This is a genomic window from Microbulbifer sp. MLAF003 (genome assembly GCF_030012965.1).
In the GTDB taxonomy this organism is placed as follows: domain Bacteria; phylum Pseudomonadota; class Gammaproteobacteria; order Pseudomonadales; family Cellvibrionaceae; genus Microbulbifer; species Microbulbifer variabilis.
In genome coordinates, this window is sequence record NZ_CP120232.1 from 3,932,821 (window position 1) to 3,955,231 (window position 22,411).

The following is a 22,411-nucleotide window of genomic DNA, read 5'->3' on the forward strand; positions in this document are numbered from 1 at the left end:
CTAGTTAACGGCAAGGCTTGCTGCAGCTATCAGTACACCAGCAAAACCTAACCAGTTATCTGCAAGCCACCCGGCAAAAGTGCCTACACTAACAGCAGTGAGATAACTGGTTTTTTCTGTTATTTCTTTTACTGCGCCCTGGAAAGTCATGACTGCTTCCAGGTTTTGATAGCCTTCTCAGCGCTGCGCCCCACGACATAACCACCGAGGCCGATTTTTACTACCCCCAGGAGGGCGAGCGCTTGTTCCTTGCCGAGGTTTGGAGCTGTCCACCCCAGCCAATGAGCCACGATCAATCCTACGAACGTCAGCATTGTTAGCGGTCGCCAGTTTCTCTGTATCCATGAGTCACCTATAGCTTCCGTAGTAATCACCTGGGTAGCCCGCTTGAGCTCCTCCAAGTCCATTGTAATGAGCTTAGCATCCACCTTAGCCTTGAGACGGTTAGCCTCAGCCTTGTCAGGGAATGCCTTATCTATAACCTTACCAATCAACTCTTATATAGCTGTAATCATGGTTATTCCGAAATATAGTGAGTGACACTTAATTCAAATCTTGGTAGCAAAACGCCTCGTAATTCCTTCATAGCTTTGCGCGACTGGGTTACCCACCAGGCACCCGGAGCAAGAGGCATACCAATTCCAATACCTCCTTGAACATCAGAGGCGTAGTTGGCGGCGTGAATCAGGATTGTCGAGCGATCTGGAACTTTCTTTAGTTCCCACACGTTAGGATACTTGGCAGAACTATAGGGCTCACATAGGTATAGGCCCTCAGGGATACAGCTCTCAAACGGTCGATTACCCAACCATGGACGCTCTACCTTATAGAAGGTTCGGCCATACAATCTCAATCGCCCCAAAGTAGCACTCGACCCATAGGCAAATCTTATCAGGCTAAAATCCATGAGGTAGAAATTTCCTATTTAGTTTTTTGGTTGAAAGTAGTCAAAAAATATGTAAGCTACTCCTCCTTTTCAATAAGACAGATAAGAAACATGAATCTTAAAAAAACTCTGGGGGCATTACTTTTAGCTTCAGCCGCACCTTTTGTTTCGGCGGACTCAACTAATGTTCGCGGTAAAATTATATTTACTGAAGGACACCATTCACCAAACTGCCGGACGGTACAGCTAGAAAGTAAATCAACTGGAGAGCTCTTGGTATTTAGAATTCAAGATGACGAAGGTTCTGATGATATTCAATCTATAGTTTTAGCAGCCCTTATGGGTAATAGAGAAGTAATGATCACTTATGATCCTGAGATTACATCGGGTTGCGGAACAAACCCTCGTATTCTTTATGTTAGGATTTATTAATTTTCAAAAGGCCGCATACTCACTATAAATAAACTCTACCATGGAATAACTAATTACCACCCCTATATAGAATTATATCAAACCATAAGAACATCAAGCTCATCTATAGATCAAATTTATTACTTTTAGATGAGAATATTTTATAAATAAACGTAAAAAATCTTACCATGAAAAAATTAATATTACCGATTGCCATTGCCTTATCTTACTCATCAATCACCAGTGCAGCTGGCATCGCATCTTCATTTGATATTGAGTATGTACGTATCGACGAGTCAGGAAAAGAGCATGTCAAATTCAAGTCTGACCTAAACTATGAACCCGCCGATTGTACTGCCTCCAACTATAAAGATATGCTTGCTTTCGACACGAATGAAAATGGCGGCGCGGCTATATATTCAATGCTTCTGGCAGCTCAAGGCAAAAAAATACATGCTGTTGGGACTAGCTCATGCAAAACATACTCCCAAATCGAAAACTGGAGTTGGGGTTACATTGTTAATTAAAACTTCTGTGTAATCAGGGTGTAAAAAACCGGCTCAATAGCCGGTTTAATTATTTAAAGCAGAAAAACTGCATGCTGAGGAGTTTATACTTCCTCAGGAAAAAGGTGTCAACAAGCGGCTTTAAGCCGCCCTTTGTACTCCTGCACAAACTCAGACACAGGCCCTCAAGCTTTTGCGAGCAAAGGGTCCGAACTCTGCTGCAAGCGATTCCAAATTTTTACCTAATCCCTATCCTAACGCTTTTCGGCACACCCTAAAATTGTTTGAACGAACACTCGTCAGAAATTGAAACAAGGTCATCCAAATAAATCGCTCTTTGATCAGCCCTTTTGTTTCACGTCTATACCGGTGAGACTCTCTTCTAAGGCAATTTTGATTAGCTTTTGCACCCAACCTACAGCCACAGAAACATCAACAGCCTGCCCAGAGGCATGGGGCATGGTCGCATTCAATTTTTCGTTTTGAGCTGGACGCCGATAACCAGAAGTAATCATCACGGATTTGCCATAACGCTCCCTAACTCAAATTAATCGCATTAGCATTTAATCTTTAAAATGATTTTTGCACAATAGCGAAAAGCTAGCTCCCGGTTTAAGAAATAGTTATTTTCGAACATTAAATCATCACAAATAAAAAAGCCCGCTTAAAGCGGACTTTATAACAACCAGTAGATTTAGATTAGAGTATAAAACCCTCTCATATGAGGGAGGGGCTAAATCACTATCAAAACTTAGTTAACACGTCAGCTTTTCCGTCACCATTAAAATCTTTAATCACTAAATCTTGAATAGAAACAGAAGATGCATTAATTTTCTCCCATCCAGACTTTCCGGAGAAAGACACCAACCAGTCAGAATTGCTTACTATAAAAATATCACTAGTACCATCTCCATCAAAATCAGCAAGCTTCATTCTATCCACAGTTATTTTCGATATCCCCCATTTTATCCATGGATCCTGACCTGATAAACTTACCCACCAGTAAGTACCATCAGCCTTTAATACGTCTGCGATTCCATCACCATTAAAATCACCAATCACTGAATCTGAAAAGTCAGGCATATTTGTATTTAGCGTCTTCCACCCGGAAGTTCCAGACCAAGATACAGACCACGTCCCTTTAGAGTTATGAACAATATCAGTTATACCATCGCCATCAAAATCAGCAAAAGAAAGGCTATCCACTGTTGTAGATGAAGTACCAATTCTATTCCAGGTTCCTTTTCCTGACCACACTACATACCATCCTTCACCACTAGCTCTGAAAACATCAGTTTTCCCATCACCATTAAAGTCACCAAATCGCAACTTATCTTTAGTAACACTCGAAGAAACCAATTTGGTTAAATCACCCTTTGCTTTTGGAGACGTAAACCAATCTGAGCCATTAGCAAGAAGTGCATCAGTCGCTCCATCGCCATCAAAGTCTCCCCAGCCAAAGTTATTAAAATCTTCATCTTCAAATCGACGCCATTCCCAATATTGATCACCAGAGTAAGAAATACTCCAATAACCTGGCACCTTTTCACCATAAACGTTAGGCTTTGCTACTCCAACTTCATCTTTTCCAACAGTTAAATTCCCTGTTACATAATGCTGTCGAACAGCAAACTCTTTATCATGATGAGAAAAAACGTTATCAAAGACCCATGCCCCCTTAATAGGTATTCCTCTAACTTTAACCGCAGTATAGTTGGGGTTATAAAAAATATTGTGGTGATATAAAAAATAATGACCAGCGTTATGATCATCACGATGATCTTTATCATCACCTCCATGAACATCAAAACTATGGCTATTAGCTCCACCTAAAACTAGGTTGTATGCCGCTTCATACTCTGTCCATTCATCTATACTACCCGCACTAGCAATATCATGACGATTATGGTGAAAAAGATTATGCCTAATAGTCACATCCTGACTAGTGTCAGTAACAACGCCATAACCAAGCCCATAAAAACGACAACCTTCTGTTCTCTCACTTCGCCGATTGTGATGTATATGATTATGGTGTATGTCAATTGCTCTTGAAGAATTAATCTTGATTCCCGAAAAGGGCCAAGCAAAGAACTCGTTATTGTCAATTTCAACAGAAGAAGATGACATTACTCGTATACCATCAGCATCTCTATTACCACAATCATCTGTTTCGATCCCCGCAAATGGCCCTTTAAATCTAAGACCTGTAATCCTGATGTCGGATCTATCACCTAAATTGAACAACCCCCTCTTACTCATTTCATCTGTAAAAAGAAGTCCTCCAAGAGCTCCATCCTGTCCCCTGCCAGAAGCAAGTGTAACTCCGCTAGGAATATCTAAATCCCAGTATCCTGTTAAATCTATTTCTGCGTTATCACTGACATATACAATTTGACCAGCGGAAGCCTGAGCCAAAGCATTCTGAAGCTCTTCTCTTGTAGAAACAATATAGTTCGCCTGGTTTACAGAAACCCAACTTCCATACAATTCTCCCCCACCCTTTCTTTTCAAATCAAACTCACTTGAGTAGAGTAAGGACTGAGGAAAAACACCCCCTGAGAAAAACACAAGTACTAAAAATAAAGAAAATTTAAACCTGATGACCATTTATTTATACCTTTAAAACATATTCACTTAAAAATTAACACCAATATGCTCACAAAATTCAATATATTTTTAACATCCACTACTCAAGACAGTTAATTCGATTTCAGTATATTTAATAACTCTCGCTTGGGACAAATTGGTACACAAATACAAATTATCAAAACAGACAAACCAATGTTGTACCAAATTTTACTCAAAAATCATCAAGCAGACTTGATCAATATTTATAAAGGATAGGCATATTAGAAATAGACAGTCTATCAACTCACAAATCAACATGTAGAATATTTAGACACAAAAAACCCAGGTGAGGGAGCTGGTTTTTTTGTAAACAGAAAAACTGCATAATAGGGAGTTTATACCTACTCAGGACAAAGCTGTCAGCATGCGGCCTTAAGCCGCCCTCTGTACTCTTACACAACTTCAGAAACAGGTCCTAAAGTTCTTGCGGGTAAAGCGTCCAAACTCCTCTGCAAGCGCTTCCAAATTTTTATCCACTCCCTATCCCAACTCTTTTTGTCACATCGTAGAATTGTCCGCGCATAACCCTAGTCTATCAATCGCCCATTCGCATCACTCAACGTACACGCATTAATGCAAAATAGTGCCAACTAGCTAAATTTCTCTGAAAGGTACAGCTCTTCCCATTGGTCGAAATCACTCATCAAGTATTGTAGTAGTGCCAACCGCTCTTTGAGTCGGTTAGCTTCCGCCTTATCCGGGAACGCCTTGTCTATGGCTTTTCCGAATAGGTCGGATATAGCTAAAATCATTAATAGCTCCATACCGTAGGGCGCGAATGCTCGCCAGAAATTGAACTAAGGTCATCCAAATGAATAGACCGCTCTTTGATTAGCCCTTTCTGCTTCGCTCCTATACCGGTGAACCCCTCTCCTAAGGAAATTCTTATAAGCTTATGCGCCCCGCTCACAGCTACAGAAACATCAACAGCCTGGCCGGTGGCATGGGCCATAGTGGCATTTAATCTGACGTTATGAGCTGGACAGCGGTAACCGGAATTAATAATCATTGGTTTGCCATAACGCTCTCTGGCTCGAATCAAGCGTCTGAGTGTTTCATCTTTAAAATGATTTTTTCCACAGCAATGACAAGCCATTTCCCTGTTTAGGAAGTAGTCATTATTGAACATTGAGTTACCAGAAATATAAAAGCTCGCATTAAGCGAGCCTTAAGAATTTAGTTTTTTTCAGGACTTATCGAGATAATATTTTTCTACAATAGTCAAACATTGAGGAAGTCAAAAGATCATAACAAGTCATTCACAAAAGCTAGTTACAACAACATACTCCAGCTACAGGAAGCACCTAATGATAGCAGTTTCGCTCGCAATGGAAGTCTAATACTGTAAAGCAAATCTTAACTAAATCGCGATGGAAAACTTGTTATCACTGGGTAATTGTTCCTACATTACCATCTCCTATCTGAACTACTACAGCGGTTTGACCAACTCCAGCTTGGTTAATTGTATGGCTATTACCAATTCCTAATTGAGTGGTAGAAGCAATACTAAGAACTGCGGATGGCTGGGTAATATCTGCATCATTCATAGAACCTATTTGAGTGATGGATCCACTAGTTTCTAAAGTTGTACTTTGATTAATGTTAGCGTCATTCATAACCCCCACTTGATTGGTCAAGGCGCTACTATCGGCAACCGAAATTTGGAAAGGCCTAGCCTCATTCATAGACCCTACTTGATTCGAACTAATAGAGCCTTCTGTGCCTGACTGAGATATACCAATACTATTCATGACGCCTAATTGATTAAGCGAGATTGTATTTTCTGTACCCCACTGGGAAATTCCGACAACATTCATTACACCTATTTGATTTATAAAATTATGAACTGATGTGATCGTACCCTGGCCAATACCAACTGCATTCATAGAACCTATTTGATTAATTGAAGTGCTACTCGCTACGCCGGTATTTTGGCCGTTTCCTGCAATATTCATGGTACCTAACTGGTTGATAGTGCTACTGCTTGAAGTAACCATATTTTGAAAAACGTTAGCTTCATTCATAGCTCCTAGCTGATTGACCAGGGCCCCACTTCCAGTAACCTCATTCTGATCAGTGCCCGCCATATTCATGGAACCAAACTGGTTAACAAACGCAGTACTATCAATAGCATCAAGTTGGCTCACTTCTCCAATATTCATTTGACCCACTTGATTCATGGAAGCAACACTTCCAGCAACCCCATTCCCTTGGCTGAGAATAGCTTCATTTGTGGAGCCCAACTGATTAATAAAAGCACTACTCGCCATCGCTCCAATTTGAGTAATACTGGCCCAATTCGTAGAACCTACTTGGTTGATTGAAGCACTGCTTTCTCTAACCGCTATTTGGCCAAGGCTAGCTCCATTCATATCACCGAATTGATTGATCAAGGCAATACTTGCCATGACCGGACCCGATTGAGCCAGGCTAGCTTGATTCATAGATCCCAGTTGATTGATCAAAGCGATACTTTCAAAGGTAAGAATTTGAGCCAAGAAAGACACATTCATTGAGCCAACTTGGTTAGAACTCGCAAAACTGGTTTCAACATCACGCTGGCCAACAAATGCTTGGTTCGATGATCCTACTTGACCTACCAATGCAGCACTTAGAGAGACATTACCTTGCTCTGCAAAGCCTTCATTTGATTGCCCCAGCTGCACTATTGAGATGCTACTAAGAGAGGTGTCATTAATCTGGGACGAACTAGAAAAGTTTAACTCCCCATTCTGTAGATGTGTTGCTTCACTGCTATTGGTACCAGCATTTTGCACGGCAACTGATTCATTAGAGGTACCAATTTGAGTCTGAACTATTAAGTTATTTTGGGTCGTTAGGCCTGATTGATCTGTATTGGCTAGATTGCCGCCACCAACTTGAATCAATATTGCAGTATTGTCATCTGAAATAACATTTGTACTTAATGTCATCAATATGATTGCAGCAAATGCAATTAATGCCTTCACAAGTAGCTCCTTTACTTAATTGATACGTTCTGAGCGACCTAGGCAAGTGCTTATCCAAATTCACACTTAACAACCAAGATCATATTTGCTATAGCTTTCGATAATCGCATATTCACTTTTGTTTATTTACATGTATCGCGGAAATCAATGGAGATTCTGACATCTGATTAGTCAATATCATGTCTACAGATGCATGAGTTTTTAACCGCTTAAGCTTTTAGCAAAAGTTAGATAATTTCCATGAGATGAAATAGCTAAATCTCTAGGAATAAAGTTTGTAAAGTCATCTGTAAATTTTTACGACAAGGACAACATCTTATTTCCCCTTGAAAATAAAAGCGGACAGGTTGTCCAAAATGAAGCCAAGTACAGAGTTCACCGGGAGATGAAAATAAAGCCCCAGAAACGAAAAAAACCCGGCTAAAGTAGCCGGGTTACTTTTCAACAGAGACAAAGAACTAAAACTGAATACTGATTTTGGCCACTTAAGTTAGCACCGATAAAAATATTTACTTAACCACTCCACTCTCAATTCATATAGACAGAGATGATGGAATTATAGGTAACTCCCCCTAGACTCACACATTCACCAGAAAATATATTTATCTTTCTTCCTGTCACTTTAGCAGACAGAATCATGGAATACATTTCTTTAGCTATATCACTTTCGCTGAAAAACAATATCGGAACATCTGTATTAGTGCATGTCGTACCGCTCATGGTTACACCGTAAACAAGAAGTCTACTCGTTCCACTACCATTTATAAGTTGAATCTTATTATCAGATATATCCACAAATCCACTACTCACAGCAGCGACTTCAAGAGAAAACAAAAAACCAAATACGACGAATGCTAATTTTTTCATCCAAAGCTCAATCAATAATTATTAAGATACTATTTTTTACGAAATCATCGACCGATCTAATATTTCTTAAATACAGTCATAGACAGAAAGCTCTCATTCATTCATGACCCATGATCGGGATATAAAAAACCCGGCTGGGAAGGCCGGGTTTCCAGCAGAGCAGAAAAACTGCATGCTAAGGAATTTATACCCCTCAGGACAAAGTTGTCAACAAGCGGCTTTAAGCCTTCCTCTGTACTCCTGCACAACCTCAGAAATTGGCCCTAAAGCTCTTGCGGGTAATGGGTCCAAACGCCGCTGTAGGCGCTTCCAAATTTTTACCCACTCCCTATCCCAACGCTTCTTGTCCCACCCTAAAATTGTCCGCGCATGGCCCAGATCTATTAATCAGCCATTTACATCGCGCAGTGCACACACATTAATACAAAATAGCGCCAGCTGGCTAACATTTTCTCGCGGGTGCGGCTCCTCCCACTGGTCAAACTCAGACATCAAGTATTGCAATAGCGCCGCCCGCTCTTTGACTCTTGCGGCTGGCGGGGCGTAGGCGGCCATGCCCCAGCAGAAGGCCAGTGGATCACTCGTTCGCAGCTTGGCGACTACGTCTTGAATTAAACCCTTTTCACAGGCATTCATAACACGGTTGCCGCTGTCCCTAGCCCCCAGGGGTTTCTTTCGCGCTGACTCTTGGAGCATCCACTCGGCAAATGACTTGATTGTCCCTCCCCTGCACCTCTCCACGAATTACAACCTTACGCCCTCTCCCAGCTGATAAAACCGTACTTCGGCCATCCATGGCCTCATAATCAAATGCAGCTGTGAAGCCATCAAAGGCGTCGTGCCACGCTTGTCTGGCACTATCGAATTTCATGTCATGGCCCCCAAGCAATTTTCAAGCAACCAAAAACCAGCCACACACCCCATCAAGCTGCCTTCGGCATGCTCTCGTAGTAATCCTGAAACCCTCTTTCAGCCGTGTGCAAATTATCTCGGTGATACGTGCCCAGGTAATTTATATGGCCCTGGTTTATCCAGAATTGGGTAACCACCGTATTCGCAAACACAACCTCCACGAGGTGAGCGGACTTGGTGCTGAATACGGCTAGGGGGCTGCTGGGGTTGGTTGTGGAAATCCTTTCGATGGCTTCTGGGATGGTGACTGTGCACATGGTGAGCGCTCCTCGGTGATTGGGTTTTACCAGTTGGTATCCGTTGCGATTTAGACTGCGTTGAGGTTTCGTGTTAGCCGCTGCCCTGACGCCCGGGGTTGCGGTGCGAAGTACTTCTCGCGTTTTAGCCAATTGCGCCAAGTGGCGAGCCAATCGAGTTTTACGCCGCGCTGACCGGGTTGGGATATCCAGTAATCGCGGAAGCTTTCGGCAATGTCGTGGATTCGGGGGATCAGGTCTGGGCGGAGGCGTTGGGCTTCGGTGCGGAATTTGTCCGCGAGAACCCAGTTTCCAGGCAAGCGTGTGCCGCGTTTGGGGTTGGCGCGTTTTGGAACTGTGCCTCTCTCTACTGGTTTCTTATTGGTTCTTACTGGTTCTATAGAGAAGGACGTGTTGTCATTTTCACCGGTTGGGTGCTCAGATTTCACCGGTTCGTGTTTTATTTTCACCGGTGAAATCATTGCATCGGTTTACGTGTAAAAAGAGATCATAATTGGTTCTGCGCCCGTTGGATTTTTCCGCGCTCAGGTAGCCCAGTTCTTCCAGCTCTTCGATGGCATTGATCACTAAACGTTTCGTGCATTGCGCAACGTCGGCCAGGTACGCATTGCCCGTGTCACACTGCCCGGTATCACTGTTATGGCAATCGGACAACGCGATTAAAACCAGCTTGCTGTTGGTGTTCTGGTCCTGCGTTTAATGGCCCATGCCGCAGCTTCAAAGCTCACCACCCACCTCCCTTATAGATTTCCATATAGCGCACCGAATTACCGCCCTACTCCACAAGCAGCAGAATCACCATGTCGCAACAGAGGGATTTGAAAATGATTGACCTTCAGGTTTTACCAGCAAACTTATGCCCAGTTAGCTTGCTCACTGGATTTCAACACTTACTTGGTCGTCCAAAGGACCAAATACATCAGGGCGCAGGCGAGCACGGGTAACAACCCGCTGGGTAGCCAGCTCGATTTTTTTACAGAGTTTCGGAGGTGTCGCCCTCTTACCGGTGCCGGCAGTGGACCTGGTGAGCTAGGTATCAAGGAGGAAAGCAATGTTACGCAAGGACCACGAACCCAAGGAAGAATTCCACTGATTAGCTGGGCGCAGGCGGGAGCATTTTGTGAAGCCGTAGACCTACTAGAGCCAGGGGAAGCCGAAGCTTGACTGCCCTACCCCGCTGCTCACTCAAACCGCGCTTTCGCATTACGAGTAAATAGCGATAGCATGACTAGCCCCTACGCAGGCCAGCGCTCTTATCCAGAAGGGACAATCATTTTTGTCGACCCCGACAAACCTCTGACCAATGGCTGCCGAGTTATCGCCAAAATAAATGGTGAGGTCACCTTCAAAGGCTATACAGAAGATATGGGCCATATTTATCTACTCCCCATCAATCCAATCCGCTCCCCGATGAAAGTTACAGGCAAAGATATATCCTTTTGTGGCGTAATTATTGGCTCCTACACCCCTGAGTTGGTTCCTACACCCCTGAGTAAGACACAAAAAAGCCCGCAGTAGCGGGCTTTTTTGAATGCTGAGAATCACAACAGAATCTTTTTTACCATCTCAACTTCAATAACACCGCGAGAAACACAGTTCAAAGTAAGATCTTGAGCCGGCTTTCCCGGTAAGTATTCGCCCTGAATATTTGAGCGAACAATCACATCCCTATCATCAACAACCACATTAAAGGCGACTTCTGTCTTGGTGTAATTATCCTCTAAATAATCTCTGCCCTCGTTTGCACCACAATTGGCCTGCTCCGGCGTGAGCTTCCAGTTTTTTAGGGATGTAGAGATATAACCCGCCTCTAAATCAGAGGACAAAATCTGAAACCCATCCCGTAACAAAGCTTGCCTCGCCTTACTCAATACTTCTTGCTTTGTTGAAAGGTGCTCTAAAGCAAAGTACTCACTAATAATCACTGGCGTCTCATTCGTTGTAATACAACCACCAAGGCCAGCCACTAGCAGAACCACTACTACTGCATGTCTTAGTTTTTTCATTCTTATCCTCCGTGATAAGCGCTCACTGAGCATATCAAGGAGAGGAGCTTTTAAAAAATTAACTTTCGGCTACTGTGGTTGTTAACCAAGGACAGGGCATCAAAATACAAACAGCATGCAACCTAAGGTCACTAGCGCCAAGCTGAAGCGTTAACTCACCGAGCCCACGGCCTCTCGAACAAGGAGACTGCGGAAGCAATTTAGTGCTCTGTAGCCAATGTCACCAACTTGCTGACGGAATGCTTTTACAAACTGCATGCCCGCAACCGTACTGAAGCGGTGGCCAAGGCGGTAAAGCACGGATTAACTCAGTTCGCTCTGATCGCCTCAGTTCTTAGCGGTATTGGTACGGATGCACAGGAGCAATTACGCACCCGTATCCAACACCGCCCCACTATTCGAACTATTCGCATCCGCAATAACCGCGAGGGCATCGTATGACCGCCACAGTCTATGACTTTCCAAAAACTCAAACTCAGAACGACACCAATCGCCCCAGTGGTTATACCGGGCCCATGATCGCTGCAAATCAGAAGTGCCACCGAACCGTAACGGCAGAGCCAAACCCTACTTTGGCCCGGCCAACACAGGGCAATGACTGGCCTCCATTTGGAGGTGATGCGGCATGAGTAATTTCAGCCCCAAACAGAGTGTGGAAACCCTACTCACCCTAGCCAACGGCTACTCCGGCGCTAGCGCAATTGCTGCACGGGTATTGCTTTCAGCCTGGAATAGCAATGATTTCACGATCCCCGTTGCCGACCTCGCTCTACTGGATGGGGATAACGATCAGCACGCACTCAACGCAATTACGCTTCGCTACCAAGGTAAAGACCCCCAAAACGTCATTGCGCATGGCGAGAAAAAGTTTCGCACCCTTTGCGTCGAGTGGTCTCACCTTGAAACCCAAAGAAAGGGAGCAGTGTGAACCAAGCCCAGCAGCTCCCAAGAATACGCTGCCCCCTCTGTGGAAAACTCGCAGAGCCAGTATTTAACGGGAAGCTGTTATTACGCGGCTGGGCTTGCCACCACTGCAAGTACTGGGAGCCGGCAATAGGCCGGTTCAAGAAAGTGGCAGGCACAGGCCATGAATGAATTCTCCCAGCTATTGCAAATCACCCAAGACCTTGATGGCCACAGTAGAAACCCAGCAGTTACAAATAAACGGCATGCGCGAGTAGATAGCCGCGCTCTCTGAAGCTACCCAAGGTCAGCCCCCAAAACAAACTGTGGATAACCAGGAGGCAGCATGTAAAAGGAAAAACTATTCACAATCACTTTATCGGCCAAGTCCAACAAAGTGTATCACTGTAAATTCATACAAAATTAGAGTTTTGGGCCGAAGCTAATTACCAGTTAGAAGTCGCTTAGCCTGTTTACCCCCAAAGGAATTGGCGGACTTAATATGAACTTAAATTTCAGGCATAAAAAAAACCGCTGCTTGAGCGGTTTTTTTGTCGTTGATTTACAACGATAATTTGGTGGAGCTAAGCGGGATCGAACCGCTGACCTCAACATTGCCAGTCTTCCGCACACAAAAATGTAGCGCTATGATTTTATTAGAAAAAACACTGGTTTCAATACTCAATGTCTAGCCCGCCAAACACAAGATACATTTTGACGTCAGGGAAAACAGGCTTATTCGCACTCAAGTCGCCACCTTCGGAAAATATCCCACCCAGTCGTATAGGCTGGCGATGTCATCTCCCATTTCTTCCGGATACCCCCAGGAAAAGAGTTCCCAGGCAAAAGTTTAGATGGTTTCTGAAAATAGTTTTATTACCAATTTCGGCTGGAAGGTGTTTGATATGCTTCTTAGCTGCTGAACGATTCCCAAACATTATTTCTTTTGTAATACCAAAGCATTAAAGGTATCTCTATTGCAGCATATGTGAATAATGTAAACCAAAACCAGTTCAGCTTAAAAAACAAGGCATTAAATTCTTGCTCTGAATTCCAGAACAAGGTACCAGCTATTATTATCGATATGCCTGATGCAAAAATATCACTAATTGCTAGTTTATTCCCATCTGCCCCTGCTAACTTAGGATAAATCATGAAATATGCAATAAGCACGATGACTAGATTTAGAAGGATGACGATTAGTTCTGGTTCTTTCATGATTCGATTTTCTTTTTCTAGGTAACGCCGCCATAAACGGGTGCCGGAGCAACGCGGAGGTAGTCCAGTGGAGGCCACGTACTTTTTGGCCAGAGTGAATCTAATGGCTTTGTATGGATTTGCCGGAGACACCATACTTTGAGTACTACTGACATTAGGCTAAAAATTAATCTTTCCATCTTTACCCAAAATTAAATCATCAAGTAACTGATCTTTTAATGATTGATTCTTTCTCTCTTTATCAATATTTCGTTGTTCCAACATTCTAGCCCGAGGTGTTTTGCCTAGATCCTGTGCAGCCTCACTGTTTTTAGGAGTGTTTATATATGAATCATCAGACCAAAGATCAGCATGGAGAAGATCCTCTTGGCTTGCACAACCTACCCCACAAACAACCATAAAAAAGGCCATTATAAAAATAACTTTATTACTCATAATCCTCAAAAATCTACTCGATTCATAACGCAGGCAGCATGGGCCGGAGTCGCAACGCGGCGGAGGTCCAGTAAATGCGCAGTATTTACGAGCATGCCTGCCCTTGTTAAATGAGATACCTGCATTGTTACGACTATCATAAAACACGACACCACACCCAACAGAATATTCAAAATGATTGCCAATCTCGGTTTGCAAAAACATCCCCAGATAGCAAAAAATAGAGCGATAAGGCCGCAAATTCTGTACGCACCGAGCTTTGACAGTAGGCTAAATAGGGAGTCCTTTAATTTACCCTCCAACTGAAGATAATTATCCCCAACTATTTCCCAGTGAACCATTCCGTAGTAATTTAAAAGTACAAATCCAAAAGCCAAAAAAAGCATAGAATTATAGATGGGAAACCATGCGCTTCTATACCACTTTTGACTCATCACTCTTACTCCATTACTCGACACATTTAACGCGTTTAGCACCTGTGCCGTAAGCGTTGGGTACCTATATTTGTTATATTTATTACTCAACTTCACTGGAGTGTTTATATTCTTTACGAGCTTCAGCTGGTAAAACATATTGAATCATTTCTTCGCAACAAGCTCCATACCTGTCAAAGTTATTTCGTGCTTCGACAAGCGAGAGGCCATGATTGTTGATAGATGGCACTGTCCCCCTAAAACCAACCTCCGAATCCAACTCCCAATAACAAATAATACATATCTCTCCATGTTCACCGCCATTTAGGGATAGATAGCCGCAACAGGGGCACTCAATTGTGGTATTCACTTCATTCATAGATCAGTAAATATAACGCCCGTAGCAGGGGCGACCAATGCTATGCACATTTTGTGCGAAACTGGGAGCACAGCGATCCGCACAAAACGTGCATAGTGTTGGGCATTCCGCGGAGGCCTGAAGGGCCGGAGCAAACTGCCTGCGATTGTTAGTGTTTTCTCCGATCAACCCTGATTGTCTTGATCTCACGATTTGTTAGCTGGCCATTTTCTAAAGTGTAAATAACAGCCTCATACTCATAATATTCATAGTTGGGTGTATTCGATATACTACTTATACGAAAACTGAGATCGCCAGTCACCCAGCTTGCAGGTATACCACGAAGTGCACTCTTCTCATTAAAAACCGAAGACAAATCCAAATATTCAGAAGTTTTTCCGCAAGGATTATTTTTCTCTAGTTGATTTAACCATAGCTCCTTGTCTCGGATTACCCAGTAACCCTTATACCCTCTCCAGTTACCAGAACATACCGTTCGGTCAAAATAACCATTAATTTCTTTGAAATCTGGATGCTGCTGAAGAGGTAGCTCCTCTATATAAAATGTAGCCCCATCAATCCATAGCTCTTCTTGAACCTGAACTGTTGAGTACACATTTTCTGAGAGGGATATCAACAATGTAAGAAAGAAGAGATTCTTCACTAAGTTACTTCCTAACACTTACGCCCGCAATAGGGGCGCAAAGAGTTGGGCGTCCCGCGGAAGCTCAAAGGGCCATAGAAGCCTGCTTGCGTTTGTTAATGGGCTTTGCTCCTTAGCAAGAGAACGAGTACCGGAAGCACAGAAATCGCCAGAAGAACTTTTACACTTGTACTCACTAGAAATCCAGAGCTGAGAATAAAATCTGATAGTGCCGGTGCTACTTCCAGAAAGTTAACAACTCCGTAAATTGAAATAGGAATTAATGGAAGCCCCAAAAGCACCGATAGCTTGACAGGTTGTTTGAGCCGAAGCTTGACAATCAAAATTGCTAACAATGTAGCAAAAATTAGAACGGCACACAGACCATAAATTTCCAGCATCGCTTGATACAGTATTGGCGAGGTTTGGATATCTACTGGGACATACAAGGTGGAGGTGTAACCAAAAAGCCTCTCACAGATCCACGAGTAGAGTACCGCTACCACAAATACCAAGGCTATTTTCATCTTTATACTGATTCTTGACCATTAACTCAGAGTGCAGGGGTGGCTGGAACGAAGTATAAGCCGTCCCGGCGCGAAGCGCCCTTGCTGCCACGATTTGTTAAGTGCTATTTTTGGTACACTTGGTCTCCGATTTCCCAGGGTGGCTTGTAAATACTAGTTTATTACCAGAATAAACGAAGAAACTCGCCTCTTTTTCTATGTTTAATGTGAAAGTTCCATTTTCATCCGTTTTGGTTTCTCCAAGTTTACCAGGCAAGTGAAAAGGAATCCATTCGTTTTCCCATGCTTCTACTTCTGCTCTAGCAATCGGATTATCTTGGCAATCGGTTATCGTTCCGGTATAGGTTTGTGGTGTAGCGCAACCATTCAAAATTAATGTAAGTAAAACAATTGTTACTGACGTCTTCATTCTCTCATGCACTTAACTCCTAGGTAAACTGTGCCGTCAGGTGTCAGTTTGACCTATTTGTTATGTGAATTTTTATGTCCATCCTTTACTCTTGGCAAAGGCTTTTTGTTTCTCTTTTTCAATCTGTTTTTGATTGTCGATATTTAGTTTTTCGTAATCTGGATGTTTGGCAAAGTAGGGCCCTAACCAACCTTCCTCATGAGTAAAGGCCATACACCAAGCCATATTTTTTGGAAAAACATAGTAGTCCAACAAATCAACTGTTTCAGGCTTTAGGTCAGTTAGTACTACTAACTCATCATCGTTTGCCATTATGTAATATTCGTGCGCACTATGATTGTTATATAGTTCGCGTGCTTTCTCTCCTTCGCTTGAAGGATAGCAACCAGCGCTAAAGGTATGCCATTTATAAGCTTTGGTATTTGCTCCCTGGGAATTCTTAGCGAAAGTGGCCATCCACTGCTTTTGAATGCTCCACATTTCCTTCTCGTAGAGGACTTCTAAGATTTTTCCTGGGTGGCATTCAATTACTTGTTCCATCACCTTCTCCGTGGACAAATAACGCCTCAATAACGGGCAGACAAACCGAAGGTTTGGCTGTCCAGCCGAAGGCGACCGTTGATTGATTTGTTAAGTGTAGCTATATCAAACAACCATCATCTACAAAAAATTTAAAAAATATAGGACAAACTATACCGTAAGATAATAGCCGTTATTAACTATGACAAAATAACAAAGCTGTAAAATTAAGATTATTATTCCAGCTTTTATAAACCTATTTTTAGATTTACTACCTAGGTTTTTTTACAAATACCGAACAATAAAAAAATATACCTATAGGTATTGCAATAAATACACCCAGCATTTGAGGTACTACTATATACATACCCGTAAAAGCCTCAAAATGAGGGCTGTAGAAAGTATATACCCCTATTATGTATAGTAATAGAGACACTATGAATAGGTATAATATGTAAAATGGATTAAATGGTTTCATATGACACTTAACGCCCGCCGCACAGGCGAGCAACTTGTTGCGAGTCCACAGCGCGAAGCGCGCATTTGTGGCGGCGCTTGTTATAAATAATTTCAATCATTCAGACCGGTACCCATATTATCTTCTAGCGCCTCTCCGACTTGGTGGAGTCCAAGCACAGTAGTATTCTCGGCCGCCCAATGGAGATTACCAATTATTTCCCGAATCGCCGTTCGGTCCATATTCAGACTTAACTGTGCATCGATAGACTGCAACTCCCTAGATAGCTGCATGCAAGTCGCTGCAACAACATCTAACTTCCTTTTCAGTTCTTCAGGTTCCATTTTTCTATTACTTATAACGCTGAGTGCAGGGGCAGCTGGAACGTAGTGTAAGCTGTCCCGGCGCGCATCGCCCTCGCTACCACGCCTTGTTATGCTTGTTGCCCGTTTTCATAGTGATAATGCTCCTGATTAGCTGACGTAAACCCACCTATAAACTCTGCCGTGCTGTGCTTCTCTTTTTTGGGTTGAAAATATTCGTTTTTAACAGCCCACTCATAAGCACCCGTATCAAGAGGATAAGAGGTAAGAACACCCGTTAGTTTATGAGTTCCAATCCACAGCTCAGCAGACTCTACGCTTGAGAAAGTTCCGCCTGCGAATCGAGCACCAGCGGAATGAAATACCCAAACACACTCTTTACTCATTAATTTCTCTCATAGGCATAACGCCTTGTTAAGCGGCAAACTTTTGTGCAGTGCGACAGCAATGCATAAAAGGCTGTCCGGTGGAGGTCACGCTTTTTTGTGGCCGGAACGCACTTGAGTCATTTGTTAAGTTTACCATGTGCCAAACATCATTAAGACTGGGACTAATGCGAATCTAGTGATGAATACTGGGTACATCAAGTCCTCCCAATCTTCATCTGTTGTAAACTTCATAGTTGCAAGTAAAGCTACTAGCGATATGATTCCTGCACCATTATTAGGTATTAACGCTGCACACAACCCTGCAACAACACTTGCTAGAATTGGTTGCCACAATTTAAATTCAACCTTGAATAGTTTTAATGCAAGACACAGAATCACCGATCCTGCTACTGCATAAACTAAACCAATTACTATTGGGTCCATTATTACTCCTGAAACTTAACGCCGCGCTAATGGGCGCCGTTTTTTGGCGTCCCAGCAGGCGACGCCTGCGAATTGAGTGCCTTGTTAAATTTTTTGTACAGGTAATAGCAGGTAACTGCTGAAACTATACCTGACACAATGTAATACAAACCAACTATTGAAAACATTAGCCAATTACCCGACAGCATAGATATTACCAGGCCACCACCCACGGCCCCAGCAATAACCACAATTGGCAATGAAAATAGTCGGCTCTTGATTAGGGCGATACCCAGCAGGTAGGCCACTATCACGATGGTTGGCGTCATTACCATAAACAATATTGGCATCCATAAAAATACAGAGCTGAAATTGTAATAATGAGTAACAACGCCATCAGGTGTAATCGTTTTTCCATAGCCTGAAAAAAAGCCATTACAACGGTGCTCACAATCGCTGAAATTAGCACCGATTTCAAGAGAGCTCTGTGATTAATGTGAATATGGCTCATAGGAATTTAACGCCGCCAGCAGAGGCCGAAAAACCAGAGCGAAGCGGTGGTTTTTTGGTCCCTCTGGCTGGCCTTGTTATCTATTTTACTTAATTTCAACTAATAACCCTGATTCATCACGGCCAAACTCTACACCGATATCGCTATCAAGAAGATCTACAAAGCTATCATCTTCACGGAGTACGGCCCCAAGGGAAACATATGAAATATTATCGGCATTATCCATATATTCTTCGGATTCTAAGCCGGTAGACAAACGCCACCCACTATCACTTTCGTCAACTGGAGCCTCTCTATACAGATAACCAACAGATTCTCCTTCATAAAGGATATTGTTCGTAACAAAACACCGTTTGATGTATTTCTCTGTGATGGAGGGAACAGGGTCATCTAGATCTGTATCGATAATGTGACATTCTTCGAATTTAAGTGGGTCACGATGCTTAAGATCCTTAATATAAGCCGGATCATTATCTAAGTATCCTGAAAACCCATCTTCAGATTTCCCCGTAATCTCAACCCACATCCGTTCGGCTTGTGGCGCGTCGGGGTCATCAGAGTCGAAGCTGAATATTAGTTTTACTTGATTTCCAGGTTCTAGTTGAGCAATCACATGGGGTGAAGGCTTATAGAATGTATATGGGAATTCATCTGCGATCTTTTGGGCATTTTCCAGTTGCCAACTTTTTTCCTGCACAATCTCTCCGGTTTAGATTACAGATAACGTCGCGGTAAGCTGCGGCTATGTAGCTGATTGTGTTGTGGCAGCGTAGCGACCGCCACATAAACAAGCGACGGAATAGCCGTCAGTCTTGATCGCCTTGTTGGGTGCATTTTTCGGAACTAAGCCAAACCATAGCATTATAGGTAGGCTGATTGCCGTTTTTACGAATTGTAAACTTCTCGAAGCTGGCCGATGTAATGCGCTCGCACCTCGACTTGAGTGATGCGTTAATTCGTGTGACCAAGCTTGTAGACATCAACGCCTCTTGAAAGGCTGCGCGTAAGGCGACCACCTTAGGATTGTGCATATTTCCAGCCGACGCTAAGGCTTCATTGTGAAGTTCTGGATATTTTGATACTAGGAAATTATGCAGCTCCTTTTGCATTTTAACATCCTCCCCCGATGGGAATGTTCGAAAGTGCTTTAGCCAAACGTCATCAGGAACAAGAGCGATTGCTTCTGAGAGTGAACGCTCTCCCTGATGTGTATCGGAAACCGTAGCCCAGCCATACTCGCTAATATATGTACTCCAGCCAGTACTTTCACCGAATAGTACAGGTGAAAAAATAAGGCTTAAAAGTAATACGAAGATTCTCATATGTACGAGCACCTAACGCCTCAATAACCGGCGCAGCTTTGTTGCGTCCGGCGCCGAATGCGCACAGTTAATTGACTTGTTAAGCATTTATACATTGCTTGACACCCATTCACTAAATGACACACTAATTTTCTTAAAGTGGTCTTTTGGGCCGATTTCAGGGTCATAATCAGTTGGGTCGAATTCAATAACCCTATTTGTGCTACTGGCAGTATCAATACAGTAGTGAATAGCACATCCAATATGAATGAATGGAACCAGCTCTGTGGGCCAAACCCAGTTGGGATCATCTGGATCGTCGGAACAAAATCTCTTATAAAGACTTAGCATAGAATCTTCTAGGTCTGTTTTATGGCCTGAGATAACTCCAAGCAGCCCATATTCAGGGCCAAAGCGACCATTGCCTTTTTGGTTGTAAAGTTCAATCAAAGAGCGTGGAAGTTCTCTTCCTGTTAATTCTTTGAATTCACTTGCTTCCGATTCAATGCTCATAATTCGACTGGATGCTTAACGTCCAAAGCAGTGGGCGCTTTAGCGGTCCGACTGCCTTTGCTTGTTGACCCTTTCATCCTTCAATGCACTTTCATAAGCTGAAACCCAGATCTGCTTTTCTAAATTCGCCATATAATGTTTTTGAAACTCATCTATCCCGCTAATCCAGGCGTGAATTCTTAGAGGTGCTTTGGCTGTAGCCTTAATAGTAAACCACATCGATACCGGTGAATACGTTATCTCTTCTATTTCGCTCCACTTATATTCTCTGAGCCCTCGCCATCCTGATGTTCCTGCAATGCCACCGGCTTTCAGGGTGATCTTTACCGTAAAAAATTCAATATAAAAATAAGCTGTAAAGAGAAAAGCTGCCGAGAATAGCCAAATAACTGCTCGCGCATCTGACTCTGTCTTTACTGGAACGAAGATAAGAGCAAGAAATAAACCACCTATAGATATAATGGAAAGGGCGAGACCGGCACCTCTAATTGAATTCGCATACTTAAGAAAAACATCCCCATTCTCCATAGAGATTGGCTTGGCATTCTTTGAGGCTCCAAGCATCAGCACAAGTACAAAACCAGCAATTGCTGAAATCAACACATAATTCACTCAATACTCCTCTGGGTTAACGCCGGCCTCAACTGCCGGAGTTCAGGTTGCAGGCCCTTGTTATACGAATTCTGGATTAGAATCCGCATTAATGTAACCCCATACCCTATAGTATTTACCTTCAATAGAGTAAGGAATATTAAACTTATGGAGTACTTCAAGTATTCCACTACTTATATCAGTATCCTTGTCAGATACTAAACGACCTCTGAATTCATGTTCATATGAGTCGAAATCTATCCATTCTATCGCGACGGAATCACCAAAAAGTTCATCCCACCACACCTTGCTAAAACCAAGTATTTTATCTTCGTATATCAGCTTATATCTCACTTCTGGAGATGCATCACCTTGGTCAGCGAACAATGAACACAACTCTCTCCACTTAGTCTTGTTCATTACAGAAACAAGCTGTCTTTGATCTATGACTTTAGAAAGGACTTCGTTCATTGAAAACTCGTATAACGCCGTTATAACCGGCCGGAACGTGGTTAGTTTGTTTGCGCTAGCGTAGCGACTAAGCGCAAACAAAGCAACGTAATGACGGTCAGGTTGATAACCTTGTTATACCTTTTTAACCACATCTTCTTGCTCTTCCTTACACAACTGAATGTACTCTTCCATATCTGCTGCAAGCTCTAGATCACTGATATCTCGAGAGTCAAATTCTTCCTCGTGATCAGCAAAATAGATTGTCTTGTCATGCTCTTTTAAGTTTAAGAACATGAAATTTCCAAACCCATCATGGCCAATCGCAAAAAAATGGGGCGGCCATAAATTTCCATAAAAGTGACATTTTCGAAGCTCTAGATTAGTTGTTGTAATCCACTCTAGCTCCTTCACTAAATTATCTTCTACACAATCAATTTCATCCAATGGCTTAAACGGATAGTTCAGTAAAGCCGACTTGTAGAACTCTGGTAAAATTAGGCCTAGCTTATCCTCAATTTCCTTGAAGTGAGTTTCCATCGCCATCTCTCTTGAACGTATAAAGCCCCGCACAGGAGCAGACAAATAAGCGCAGCGTTTTGGCTGT

34 protein-coding genes and 2 pseudogenes are annotated in these 22,411 nt (G+C 42.9%); 6 read left to right on the top strand and 30 right to left on the bottom strand.

Going from position 1 to position 22,411, the window contains the following annotated elements:
- Genes P3339_RS18745 through P3339_RS18755 form a run of 3 tightly spaced genes read right to left on the bottom strand, consistent with a single transcriptional unit; the run spans position 1 to position 907 of the window.
- Positions 1–150 carry a hypothetical protein gene (locus P3339_RS18745; protein WP_282951535.1) on the bottom strand — a complete coding sequence of 50 codons (150 nt, stop codon included), beginning with the start codon at positions 148–150 and terminating at the stop codon, positions 1–3.
- Complete coding sequence (locus tag P3339_RS18750) at positions 147–494, bottom strand: 3TM-type holin (protein WP_282951536.1); 348 nt, start codon at positions 492–494, stop codon at positions 147–149. Before P3339_RS18750 ends, P3339_RS18745 begins: the two co-directional genes overlap by 4 nt.
- 23 nt (positions 495–517) lie before the next feature.
- On the bottom strand, positions 518–907 hold the full coding sequence (locus tag P3339_RS18755; protein ID WP_282951537.1) for a DUF5675 family protein: 390 nt from the start codon (positions 905–907) through the stop codon (positions 518–520).
- A 90-nt stretch (positions 908–997) separates the two neighbouring features.
- Between P3339_RS18755 and P3339_RS18760 the strand changes: the two genes are divergently transcribed.
- Complete coding sequence (locus P3339_RS18760; RefSeq protein WP_282951538.1) at positions 998–1,318, top strand: hypothetical protein; 321 nt, start codon at positions 998–1,000, stop codon at positions 1,316–1,318.
- A gap of 167 nt (positions 1,319–1,485) precedes the next feature.
- A complete protein-coding gene (locus P3339_RS18765; RefSeq protein WP_282951539.1) occupies positions 1,486–1,824 on the top strand; it encodes a hypothetical protein in 339 nt (112 codons plus the stop codon).
- A gap of 320 nt (positions 1,825–2,144) precedes the next feature.
- Here the strand turns inward: P3339_RS18765 and P3339_RS18770 are convergent.
- The 10 genes and pseudogenes from P3339_RS18770 to P3339_RS18815 all read right to left on the bottom strand — a co-directional run.
- Positions 2,145–2,333, bottom strand: a pseudogene (locus tag P3339_RS18770) (D-Ala-D-Ala carboxypeptidase family metallohydrolase); the annotation flags it as partial.
- Positions 2,334–2,547: 214 nt separating this feature from the next.
- Positions 2,548–4,410 carry an FG-GAP repeat domain-containing protein gene (locus P3339_RS18775; protein WP_282951540.1) on the bottom strand — a complete coding sequence of 621 codons (1,863 nt, stop codon included), beginning with the start codon at positions 4,408–4,410 and terminating at the stop codon, positions 2,548–2,550.
- A 611-nt stretch (positions 4,411–5,021) separates the two neighbouring features.
- A complete protein-coding gene (locus P3339_RS18780) occupies positions 5,022–5,183 on the bottom strand; it encodes a hypothetical protein (RefSeq protein WP_282951541.1) in 162 nt (53 codons plus the stop codon).
- Entirely contained in the window at positions 5,183–5,560 is a 378-nt protein-coding gene (locus P3339_RS18785; RefSeq protein WP_282951542.1) for a D-Ala-D-Ala carboxypeptidase family metallohydrolase, read from the bottom strand. Before P3339_RS18785 ends, P3339_RS18780 begins: the two co-directional genes overlap by 1 nt.
- 256 nt (positions 5,561–5,816) lie before the next feature.
- The gene (locus tag P3339_RS18790; RefSeq protein WP_282951543.1) at positions 5,817–7,400 is read right to left on the bottom strand and encodes a hypothetical protein; all 1,584 of its coding nucleotides are present in this window, start codon (positions 7,398–7,400) and stop codon (positions 5,817–5,819) included.
- A 528-nt stretch (positions 7,401–7,928) separates the two neighbouring features.
- Entirely contained in the window at positions 7,929–8,267 is a 339-nt protein-coding gene (locus P3339_RS18795; protein WP_282951544.1) for a hypothetical protein, read from the bottom strand.
- Positions 8,268–8,654: 387 nt separating this feature from the next.
- Entirely contained in the window at positions 8,655–8,963 is a 309-nt protein-coding gene (locus tag P3339_RS18800; RefSeq protein WP_282951545.1) for a hypothetical protein, read from the bottom strand.
- The gene (locus P3339_RS18805) at positions 8,923–9,138 is read right to left on the bottom strand and encodes a hypothetical protein (protein ID WP_282951546.1); all 216 of its coding nucleotides are present in this window, start codon (positions 9,136–9,138) and stop codon (positions 8,923–8,925) included. Before P3339_RS18805 ends, P3339_RS18800 begins: the two co-directional genes overlap by 41 nt.
- A 348-nt stretch (positions 9,139–9,486) precedes the next feature.
- Positions 9,487–9,885, bottom strand: coding sequence for a hypothetical protein (locus tag P3339_RS18810; RefSeq protein ID WP_282951547.1), 399 nt, complete (start codon positions 9,883–9,885; stop codon positions 9,487–9,489).
- Positions 9,854–10,108 (bottom strand): annotated as a pseudogene (locus P3339_RS18815) (helix-turn-helix domain-containing protein); the annotation flags it as partial. The gene P3339_RS18810 and the pseudogene P3339_RS18815, both read right to left, overlap by 32 nt.
- Positions 10,109–10,600: 492 nt before the next feature.
- On the opposite strand from P3339_RS18815, the gene P3339_RS18820 reads away from it, so the two are divergent.
- A complete protein-coding gene (locus P3339_RS18820) occupies positions 10,601–10,954 on the top strand; it encodes a LexA family protein (protein ID WP_282953624.1) in 354 nt (117 codons plus the stop codon).
- A 23-nt stretch (positions 10,955–10,977) separates the two neighbouring features.
- On the opposite strand, the gene P3339_RS18825 is transcribed toward P3339_RS18820, so the two are convergent.
- Positions 10,978–11,442 (bottom strand): hypothetical protein, encoded by a 465-nt coding sequence (locus tag P3339_RS18825; RefSeq protein ID WP_282951548.1) that lies wholly within the window; start codon positions 11,440–11,442, stop codon positions 10,978–10,980.
- A gap of 228 nt (positions 11,443–11,670) precedes the next feature.
- Here P3339_RS18825 and P3339_RS18830 point away from each other — a divergent pair, with 228 nt between their 5' ends.
- From P3339_RS18830 to P3339_RS18840, 3 genes are read left to right on the top strand one after another with little or no spacing between them, the layout of a single operon-like run.
- A complete protein-coding gene (locus P3339_RS18830; protein ID WP_282951549.1) occupies positions 11,671–11,883 on the top strand; it encodes a hypothetical protein in 213 nt (70 codons plus the stop codon).
- Positions 11,880–12,071 (top strand): hypothetical protein, encoded by a 192-nt coding sequence (locus P3339_RS18835; protein ID WP_282951550.1) that lies wholly within the window; start codon positions 11,880–11,882, stop codon positions 12,069–12,071. The genes P3339_RS18830 and P3339_RS18835 overlap by 4 nt, the downstream gene beginning before the upstream one ends.
- Positions 12,068–12,370 carry a DUF7673 family protein gene (locus P3339_RS18840; protein ID WP_282951551.1) on the top strand — a complete coding sequence of 101 codons (303 nt, stop codon included), beginning with the start codon at positions 12,068–12,070 and terminating at the stop codon, positions 12,368–12,370. The genes P3339_RS18835 and P3339_RS18840 overlap by 4 nt, the downstream gene beginning before the upstream one ends.
- 887 nt (positions 12,371–13,257) lie before the next feature.
- Here the strand turns inward: P3339_RS18840 and P3339_RS18845 are convergent.
- The 16 genes from P3339_RS18845 to P3339_RS18915 all read right to left on the bottom strand — a co-directional run bounded on the left by P3339_RS18845 (position 13,258) and on the right by P3339_RS18915 (position 22,344).
- On the bottom strand, positions 13,258–13,563 hold the full coding sequence (locus tag P3339_RS18845) for a hypothetical protein (RefSeq protein WP_282951552.1): 306 nt from the start codon (positions 13,561–13,563) through the stop codon (positions 13,258–13,260).
- 159 nt (positions 13,564–13,722) lie between these two features.
- Positions 13,723–14,196 carry a hypothetical protein gene (locus P3339_RS18850; RefSeq protein ID WP_282951553.1) on the bottom strand — a complete coding sequence of 158 codons (474 nt, stop codon included), beginning with the start codon at positions 14,194–14,196 and terminating at the stop codon, positions 13,723–13,725.
- Between the two features lie 318 nt (positions 14,197–14,514).
- Entirely contained in the window at positions 14,515–14,790 is a 276-nt protein-coding gene (locus P3339_RS23620; protein WP_353056849.1) for a CPCC family cysteine-rich protein, read from the bottom strand.
- A gap of 148 nt (positions 14,791–14,938) precedes the next feature.
- Complete coding sequence (locus tag P3339_RS18855; protein WP_282951554.1) at positions 14,939–15,433, bottom strand: hypothetical protein; 495 nt, start codon at positions 15,431–15,433, stop codon at positions 14,939–14,941.
- 95 nt (positions 15,434–15,528) lie between these two features.
- Positions 15,529–15,939, bottom strand: a complete 411-nt coding sequence (locus tag P3339_RS18860; protein ID WP_020411059.1) for a hypothetical protein — start codon at positions 15,937–15,939, stop codon at positions 15,529–15,531.
- Positions 15,940–16,036: 97 nt separating this feature from the next.
- Positions 16,037–16,348, bottom strand: a complete 312-nt coding sequence (locus P3339_RS18865; protein ID WP_282951555.1) for a transthyretin-like family protein — start codon at positions 16,346–16,348, stop codon at positions 16,037–16,039.
- 72 nt (positions 16,349–16,420) lie between these two features.
- Positions 16,421–16,888, bottom strand: coding sequence for a DUF4275 family protein (locus P3339_RS18870; protein ID WP_282951556.1), 468 nt, complete (start codon positions 16,886–16,888; stop codon positions 16,421–16,423).
- 549 nt (positions 16,889–17,437) lie between these two features.
- Complete coding sequence (locus tag P3339_RS18875; RefSeq protein WP_282951557.1) at positions 17,438–17,668, bottom strand: hypothetical protein; 231 nt, start codon at positions 17,666–17,668, stop codon at positions 17,438–17,440.
- An 89-nt stretch (positions 17,669–17,757) separates the two neighbouring features.
- Positions 17,758–18,033, bottom strand: a complete 276-nt coding sequence (locus tag P3339_RS18880) for a DUF7710 domain-containing protein (protein WP_020412082.1) — start codon at positions 18,031–18,033, stop codon at positions 17,758–17,760.
- Positions 18,034–18,165: 132 nt separating this feature from the next.
- Positions 18,166–18,459, bottom strand: a complete 294-nt coding sequence (locus tag P3339_RS18885) for a hypothetical protein (RefSeq protein ID WP_282951558.1) — start codon at positions 18,457–18,459, stop codon at positions 18,166–18,168.
- A gap of 575 nt (positions 18,460–19,034) precedes the next feature.
- On the bottom strand, positions 19,035–19,646 hold the full coding sequence (locus tag P3339_RS18890) for an immunity protein Imm33 domain-containing protein (protein WP_282951559.1): 612 nt from the start codon (positions 19,644–19,646) through the stop codon (positions 19,035–19,037).
- A gap of 109 nt (positions 19,647–19,755) precedes the next feature.
- Positions 19,756–20,271 (bottom strand): hypothetical protein, encoded by a 516-nt coding sequence (locus tag P3339_RS18895; protein WP_282951560.1) that lies wholly within the window; start codon positions 20,269–20,271, stop codon positions 19,756–19,758.
- Between the two features lie 87 nt (positions 20,272–20,358).
- The gene (locus tag P3339_RS18900; RefSeq protein ID WP_282951561.1) at positions 20,359–20,763 is read right to left on the bottom strand and encodes an SMI1/KNR4 family protein; all 405 of its coding nucleotides are present in this window, start codon (positions 20,761–20,763) and stop codon (positions 20,359–20,361) included.
- Positions 20,764–20,802: 39 nt separating this feature from the next.
- A complete protein-coding gene (locus P3339_RS18905; protein WP_282951562.1) occupies positions 20,803–21,375 on the bottom strand; it encodes a hypothetical protein in 573 nt (190 codons plus the stop codon).
- A 60-nt stretch (positions 21,376–21,435) separates the two neighbouring features.
- The gene (locus tag P3339_RS18910; protein WP_282951563.1) at positions 21,436–21,825 is read right to left on the bottom strand and encodes a DUF6678 family protein; all 390 of its coding nucleotides are present in this window, start codon (positions 21,823–21,825) and stop codon (positions 21,436–21,438) included.
- Between the two features lie 114 nt (positions 21,826–21,939).
- Complete coding sequence (locus P3339_RS18915) at positions 21,940–22,344, bottom strand: SMI1/KNR4 family protein (RefSeq protein ID WP_282951564.1); 405 nt, start codon at positions 22,342–22,344, stop codon at positions 21,940–21,942.
- Positions 22,345–22,411: the final 67 nt, after the last annotated feature.

What these genes read in the sequence shown, in the direction of transcription:
- P3339_RS18745 (WP_282951535.1), bottom strand. Translation starts at nt 150, where the DNA reads ATGACTTTCCAGGGCGCAGTAAAAGAAATAACAGAAAAAACCAGTTAT.
- P3339_RS18755 (WP_282951537.1), bottom strand. Translation starts at nt 907, where the DNA reads ATGGATTTTAGCCTGATAAGATTTGCCTATGGGTCGAGTGCTACTTTG.
- P3339_RS18760 (WP_282951538.1), top strand. Translation starts at nt 998, where the DNA reads ATGAATCTTAAAAAAACTCTGGGGGCATTACTTTTAGCTTCAGCCGCA.
- P3339_RS18765 (WP_282951539.1), top strand. Translation starts at nt 1,486, where the DNA reads ATGAAAAAATTAATATTACCGATTGCCATTGCCTTATCTTACTCATCA.
- P3339_RS18775 (WP_282951540.1), bottom strand. Translation starts at nt 4,410, where the DNA reads ATGGTCATCAGGTTTAAATTTTCTTTATTTTTAGTACTTGTGTTTTTC.
- P3339_RS18780 (WP_282951541.1), bottom strand. Translation starts at nt 5,183, where the DNA reads ATGATTTTAGCTATATCCGACCTATTCGGAAAAGCCATAGACAAGGCG.
- P3339_RS18785 (WP_282951542.1), bottom strand. Translation starts at nt 5,560, where the DNA reads ATGTTCAATAATGACTACTTCCTAAACAGGGAAATGGCTTGTCATTGC.
- P3339_RS18795 (WP_282951544.1), bottom strand. Translation starts at nt 8,267, where the DNA reads ATGAAAAAATTAGCATTCGTCGTATTTGGTTTTTTGTTTTCTCTTGAA.
- P3339_RS18800 (WP_282951545.1), bottom strand. Translation starts at nt 8,963, where the DNA reads ATGCTCCAAGAGTCAGCGCGAAAGAAACCCCTGGGGGCTAGGGACAGC.
- P3339_RS18805 (WP_282951546.1), bottom strand. Translation starts at nt 9,138, where the DNA reads ATGAAATTCGATAGTGCCAGACAAGCGTGGCACGACGCCTTTGATGGC.
- P3339_RS18825 (WP_282951548.1), bottom strand. Translation starts at nt 11,442, where the DNA reads ATGAAAAAACTAAGACATGCAGTAGTAGTGGTTCTGCTAGTGGCTGGC.
- P3339_RS18835 (WP_282951550.1), top strand. Translation starts at nt 11,880, where the DNA reads ATGACCGCCACAGTCTATGACTTTCCAAAAACTCAAACTCAGAACGAC.
- P3339_RS18840 (WP_282951551.1), top strand. Translation starts at nt 12,068, where the DNA reads ATGAGTAATTTCAGCCCCAAACAGAGTGTGGAAACCCTACTCACCCTA.
- P3339_RS18845 (WP_282951552.1), bottom strand. Translation starts at nt 13,563, where the DNA reads ATGAAAGAACCAGAACTAATCGTCATCCTTCTAAATCTAGTCATCGTG.
- P3339_RS23620 (WP_353056849.1), bottom strand. Translation starts at nt 14,790, where the DNA reads ATGAATGAAGTGAATACCACAATTGAGTGCCCCTGTTGCGGCTATCTA.
- P3339_RS18860 (WP_020411059.1), bottom strand. Translation starts at nt 15,939, where the DNA reads ATGAAAATAGCCTTGGTATTTGTGGTAGCGGTACTCTACTCGTGGATC.
- P3339_RS18865 (WP_282951555.1), bottom strand. Translation starts at nt 16,348, where the DNA reads ATGAAGACGTCAGTAACAATTGTTTTACTTACATTAATTTTGAATGGT.
- P3339_RS18870 (WP_282951556.1), bottom strand. Translation starts at nt 16,888, where the DNA reads ATGGAACAAGTAATTGAATGCCACCCAGGAAAAATCTTAGAAGTCCTC.
- P3339_RS18875 (WP_282951557.1), bottom strand. Translation starts at nt 17,668, where the DNA reads ATGGAACCTGAAGAACTGAAAAGGAAGTTAGATGTTGTTGCAGCGACT.
- P3339_RS18880 (WP_020412082.1), bottom strand. Translation starts at nt 18,033, where the DNA reads ATGAGTAAAGAGTGTGTTTGGGTATTTCATTCCGCTGGTGCTCGATTC.
- P3339_RS18885 (WP_282951558.1), bottom strand. Translation starts at nt 18,459, where the DNA reads ATGGACCCAATAGTAATTGGTTTAGTTTATGCAGTAGCAGGATCGGTG.
- P3339_RS18895 (WP_282951560.1), bottom strand. Translation starts at nt 20,271, where the DNA reads ATGAGAATCTTCGTATTACTTTTAAGCCTTATTTTTTCACCTGTACTA.
- P3339_RS18900 (WP_282951561.1), bottom strand. Translation starts at nt 20,763, where the DNA reads ATGAGCATTGAATCGGAAGCAAGTGAATTCAAAGAATTAACAGGAAGA.
- P3339_RS18910 (WP_282951563.1), bottom strand. Translation starts at nt 21,825, where the DNA reads ATGAACGAAGTCCTTTCTAAAGTCATAGATCAAAGACAGCTTGTTTCT.
- P3339_RS18915 (WP_282951564.1), bottom strand. Translation starts at nt 22,344, where the DNA reads ATGGAAACTCACTTCAAGGAAATTGAGGATAAGCTAGGCCTAATTTTA.